At 35.1% G+C, this 3,765-nt stretch carries 5 protein-coding genes and 2 pseudogenes; 3 read left to right on the forward strand and 4 right to left on the reverse strand.

All coding sequences use genetic code 11. The features are described 5' to 3' along the window. Positions 1-238: 238 nt before the first annotated feature. Positions 239-460 (reverse strand): helix-turn-helix transcriptional regulator, encoded by a 222-nt coding sequence (locus tag FTT75_RS15430; RefSeq protein ID WP_004658364.1) that lies wholly within the window; start codon positions 458-460, stop codon positions 239-241. A 194-nt stretch (positions 461-654) separates the two neighbouring features. On the opposite strand from FTT75_RS15430, the gene FTT75_RS15435 reads away from it, so the two are divergent. Further along, complete coding sequence (locus tag FTT75_RS15435) at positions 655-906, forward strand: hypothetical protein (protein ID WP_004658363.1); 252 nt, start codon at positions 655-657, stop codon at positions 904-906. Between the two features lie 252 nt (positions 907-1,158). On the opposite strand, the pseudogene FTT75_RS15440 reads toward FTT75_RS15435, so the two are convergent. Continuing rightward, positions 1,159-1,302: pseudogene (locus FTT75_RS15440) on the reverse strand (antitoxin HicB); the annotation flags it as partial. Here FTT75_RS15440 and FTT75_RS15445 point away from each other — a divergent pair. Continuing rightward, positions 1,302-1,526 (forward strand): annotated as a pseudogene (locus FTT75_RS15445) (efflux RND transporter permease subunit); the annotation flags it as partial. The pseudogenes FTT75_RS15440 and FTT75_RS15445 sit on opposite strands and share 1 nt — an antisense overlap. A gap of 84 nt (positions 1,527-1,610) precedes the next feature. Here the strand turns inward: FTT75_RS15445 and FTT75_RS15450 are convergent. Beyond that, on the reverse strand, positions 1,611-2,498 hold the full coding sequence (locus tag FTT75_RS15450; RefSeq protein ID WP_127800877.1) for a cation diffusion facilitator family transporter: 888 nt from the start codon (positions 2,496-2,498) through the stop codon (positions 1,611-1,613). Continuing rightward, positions 2,485-3,216, reverse strand: a complete 732-nt coding sequence (locus FTT75_RS15455) for a transglutaminase family protein (protein ID WP_005245162.1) — start codon at positions 3,214-3,216, stop codon at positions 2,485-2,487. The genes FTT75_RS15450 and FTT75_RS15455 overlap by 14 nt, the downstream gene beginning before the upstream one ends. 79 nt (positions 3,217-3,295) lie before the next feature. Between FTT75_RS15455 and FTT75_RS15460 the strand changes: the two genes are divergently transcribed. After that, the gene (locus tag FTT75_RS15460; protein WP_180186806.1) at positions 3,296-3,709 is read left to right on the forward strand and encodes a Cd(II)/Pb(II)-responsive transcriptional regulator; all 414 of its coding nucleotides are present in this window, start codon (positions 3,296-3,298) and stop codon (positions 3,707-3,709) included. Positions 3,710-3,765 lie beyond the last annotated feature (56 nt).

A 3,765-nucleotide genomic window follows, 5' to 3' on the forward strand; every position in this document is an offset into this window, starting at 1 on the left:
CTAGACAAAATGACACCAAATGAGTTTTACTATGATCAGCTACCCCAACAAAACAAGGTGGCTTAACTAGAGCGGAATATCACTTATAAATACGCTTTTAGTTGTTCAAACAAGTGGAACCACCTCTGTTTGTAATGATATTTTATAAAATTCAATATTAGATCTGCAGAGAAAAACTTATCAAACTAAGTATTGGCTAGTCTTTTTCTTCGAAAAACTTATCAAACGAAGTATTAAGTTAATCTTTTTCTTCAACTTCTTCCTTAAACTCAAACAAATCATTCATCGTACAGTTAAAGTACTTACACAACTTATCGGCGACTGGTAATTCAATACGTACAGCACGGTCATAATACATACTTGTGAGCGTGTTGCGATTGATACCTGTTGCATGCACCACTTCACTTAATTTTAAAATTTTTCTATCGCCCATGAGGCTAGATAACTTACAAGTAATCATATTTAAATTAATTTACAAAAAATAACTTGCTGTGGGTTATTTGAAGTTGTTGACTGAGTAATACTTTGCTAAAATTAACCTACAGCAGGTTATTACAACTTATAGAAAGTATATTTTATCCATTTCAACTAAATTATAACTTTTTAAATATAAGGATTGAACCTGCATTAGATTATTTTGTGGAGATGACCGCCGTGTTACCAAATGAGTTATTGATCAGCCAGCAAGCTCGTGACTTAGGAAATCAATTAATTAAAGAAATGAACATCAATAGAAGTTATGGAATGGCTAATTTTCTTGGAGTAAATACTTGCTATGATAATCATCAGGCTGTACTTATTTGGACATTTCAACTGCTTGAAAGGGAACCTGCCTTAAATGAATTAGCAGAAATTAAAAAATATTTTCTTTTAATCTTTCCAGATAGTGTTTATCAATTAGCCTAAGTTGTTTTTAAAATTAATTTATTAAATAAAAAGCACTAAATCAAAGAAAGCTTTATTTAAAAATACCTATTAATTCAAAAACATACCATTTACTGAATATATGAAGCATAGGTTCCTGCTCTATCACTCACTCGTACTAAAATTACATCGCTCTTTTTACTGATACTAAACAATTTATGTCCACGCCACGTTCTGCGGCTTCGAGGGCTAGTTTTTGTTGAACCACTGAGAACAAGGACAACAAACTGCCTACTATATTTTCCCGGAGAGTGGTGTAGGAACTTTTTCATTATTGCTAATCATATCAGCTACAACATCAGCAACGAGCTCCTCTATTCCTGAGAATGCTTTAGACTGATCCGCATCAAGCCAAGACAATGATGGAAACTCAGCACATCATTCGTTTAAGACCTATTTTAATGACGGCACTGGTCGCAAGTTTAGGTTTTATTCCAATGGCGTTAAACACTGGAATTGGTGCAGAAGTACAACGACCACTAGCAACAGTTGTTATCGGCGGTATTGTATCTTCTACAATTTTAACTTTGTTTGTATTGCCTATTTTATATCAATGGGCGCATGGCTCTGAGAGTAGCAAACAGCAATCCGACGAAATTTAAAATCAAAAAAAGCAGCTTAATTACTAGGTTATGCCTAATTAAGCTGCTTTTAATATTGTATGCCCAACATTTTATTGATAAAGCTTACTGCGCTTCATCCCGACAATTTTCATTTAAAAACTCAAACTCTATCGTTGTATGCGATAAATGATAGGAAGATAATTTAGCTGCAACTTCTTGTTTAAGCCTAATTAATTCTTTAACGTCAAAGTTGTCACTCAGCTCAAGGTGCGCTGTTAAAACGTGACTTTCACCATCTAGTGACCAAAAGTGCATGTGGTGGATACCATTAACTTCAGGAAATTCCATTAGTGATAGTTTAATACGCTTTTGAGTCTCTTTATCGGGTGCAGCTTGAAGAAATAAAACGAGTGTTGATTTCAGGTTTTTGAAAACATTAAACAAGATGAACAGCGTGAACCCTATTGATAAAAGGGGATCTAATATCGGCAGTTCAGCGAACAACAGTACGATAGAGACTATAAGAACGGCAACCCATCCAAGTACATCTTCAAGAAGGTGCCATGTCAGTACTTTCTCATTTAATGTTTCACCCGCTTTTAATTTTAATACAGCATATCCGTTAACGGCAACGCCGAGTATCGCTAGCCCTAACATCCCCTCGACTACAGGCATTTCAGGATTGGACAGCTTTGGAATTGCTTCAAATAAAATCCAAATTGAGCCAATGATTAAAACAATACTGTTTATCAATGCGCCAAAGAGAGTAAGTCTACGATAACCATAACTAAACTTATCTGATGCTTCTTTATCTGAAAAACGACTTAAAATCCACGCAAAACCTATTGAAAGACTATCACCAAGATCGTGAACTGCATCTGCCATTATCGCCGTACTGTTAGTGAGCCAACCACCTATAAATTCGATAATAGTGAATGTCACATTAAGGAAAAATGCCCAACCAATACGGTCATCTTTACCATGTTGATGACTATGATTATGGTTGTGCATTTTGTACCTCTAGTACTTTTCTATTTCTTAGTTTTGATACATTCATATTAATCAAGTGACGTATCAAGCGTTGATATATCCAGCGTTTGAACCCCGACAAGTTAGTCCCTTTTTCGAGATAGAACTCATCAGGGGAATCATAAAGCCCAAAGTCATCATGAATACCTTCTTTTTGAATATAGGTATTTTCTCCACGCCAATCTGTATCTGGTGATGAAAAGCACTTTGTTGCAACACCATAACCACAAAAATCATCTTTTACTTGGTCAAATTTCTCCTGTAGAGAGCTTAAGTATTGCTCATCCAATATAAAGCCCTCTAAGTTTATCCAACGCCCTTCAAAGTAAACTTCTACCCAACTATGAATGATGTATTTAGGTGCTAACCAAAATACATAGCTTGGGATAGCACCTTTTTGTAGTTGCTGGTCTATGGTAAACCCATGAAATCGGCATTGAATGCCTAGTCCACGCAATAGTGCCATTAACAGATTACCCTTAGTATTACATTGTCCATAACCATCTGCTAGCACATCGCTTGCTGCAATATCATCGCTTTCATTATAACCAAAGAAAATCTCATCTTTTACAAACTGATAAGCGGCACCAATTTTGTTGAAGTTATCCAAGTTTTTCCACCTACGTTGATCGATCAAGGATTGGATATCTTTGTGTTCAAAATTAACGATATTCGTATTGTTTAAATATTTCTCAGTCATTTTTTATATATCCTTTTCGTTGCATACTTATACTATAGACTCTATAGTAACTATAGAGTCAAATGTCTGGGGGAAATTGATGAAAATAGGCGAATCGTCAAAAAAATCGGGCTGTTCAATACAAACGATTAGATATTATGAAAGAGAAGGATTACTGTTAAATCCAAATCGTTCAGAAGGTAATTTCAGGCTGTATGATAGCAAAGCACTTAAACAATTGGAATTCGTAAAGCATTGTCGCAGCCTAGATATATCACTCAATGATATTAAACGTCTTATCGAATTAAAAAATAAGCCAGAAGAAAGCTGCTCTAGCGTTAATGCATTAATTGATCAGCAACTTGCACTAGTGAATAAACGCATGAAAGAATTAAGGGCGCTTAAAGCTGAATTACAACAAATGGCTAGTGCTTGTGGTTCGAACAACCCAACATACTCATTATATTCTGCTGACCATGTAACACGGCAAGTATATTGTTTACTATCCATTTGAAACCCCATAATGTTTTAAGTCTATGTATAAAAGTACGATTTTCACTTAGCAGTACT

Source organism: Acinetobacter sp. YH01008 (assembly GCF_013420435.1).
Classification (GTDB): domain Bacteria; phylum Pseudomonadota; class Gammaproteobacteria; order Pseudomonadales; family Moraxellaceae; genus Acinetobacter; species Acinetobacter pseudolwoffii.